At 58.3% G+C, this 911-nt stretch carries 1 protein-coding gene; it reads right to left on the bottom strand.

All coding sequences use genetic code 11. The features are described from left to right. Positions 1-80 precede the first annotated feature (80 nt). Positions 81-695 (bottom strand): NAD(P)H-dependent oxidoreductase, encoded by a 615-nt coding sequence (locus tag NKJ89_RS35600; protein ID WP_352609076.1) that lies wholly within the window; start codon positions 693-695, stop codon positions 81-83. Positions 696-911: the final 216 nt, after the last annotated feature.

Raw genomic sequence — 911 nt, 5'->3', positions numbered from 1 at the left:
TAGGCCCGAGGCGGACGGGAGCCGAAATTCAGGCGAGCACGGTTATGACAGAATTGCGGACGGACCGGATTTAATCACATTCAACTTGCCCCGAACGTGGTCCGGCATTTGGCAGTGGCCTCCTCGAGCCAGTTCTCCCGTTGCTCCTCGGAACTGCCGACAACTGGCCTGAACACATGTCGTTCATGTTTCAGAACCCCGCAATATGGGAGGACGCATCGTCCCCAGATCAGTCCGAGCGGATCGCCGAGGTCATTCACCTCTCGCGTCGCATCAGTATCGGAAGTATTGAAGATAATGGCTTTCTTGATCGAAAGGAGGCCTTCGGGCAACCCATCCGCGGTTTTCAGGCGATAGGCAACACCAGGAACCAGAACGCGATCGAGCCAGCCCGCCAGAATTGCAGGTGGCTTCCCCCACCAGTTCGGGTGGACGATCAGTAAACCATCCGCATTCGCGACTTGCGTCCGGTGCTGGAGCAGAACGCGATCCTCGGCGCGTGAAAGCGCTTCTTCCAGCGTGTCGCCGATTGTGTAGGCCTCTTCCGCGGTTAGGCACGGATCGAAGCCTTCCATATAGAGATCGTGATGTTCGATTGCGTGGCCGTCGCCGATCAGCGCGTTGCGAACGCGTGCGGAAATTGCGTGGCAAAAGCTGTCGGCACGCGGGTGGGCTATGATGGAGAAGATGCGCACCGTTTACTCCTCGGCTGAGAGGCGCAGGAATTGAAGGACGGGCAACCCGAGCTACCTCGCCTTGGTTGGCGTGCCGACATTGTCGATACCACGAGAGAACGACAGATAAATGTTCGTTGATGGCCGATGACGGCAAGGGTCAAGGTAGCGCTGCCGTTGTCGCCAGGATCGGATCGGTGCAGATCAGCGCATCTGCCGGCGACGTATCCTTTCGCT

Origin of the sequence: Mesorhizobium sp. M0047 (genome assembly GCF_040323315.1) — a bacterium.
In the GTDB taxonomy this organism is placed as follows: Bacteria; Pseudomonadota; Alphaproteobacteria; order Rhizobiales; family Rhizobiaceae; genus Mesorhizobium.
The sequence above is the reverse complement of the archived record's forward strand: the minus strand, read 5'-3'. Positions and strand labels throughout refer to the sequence as shown.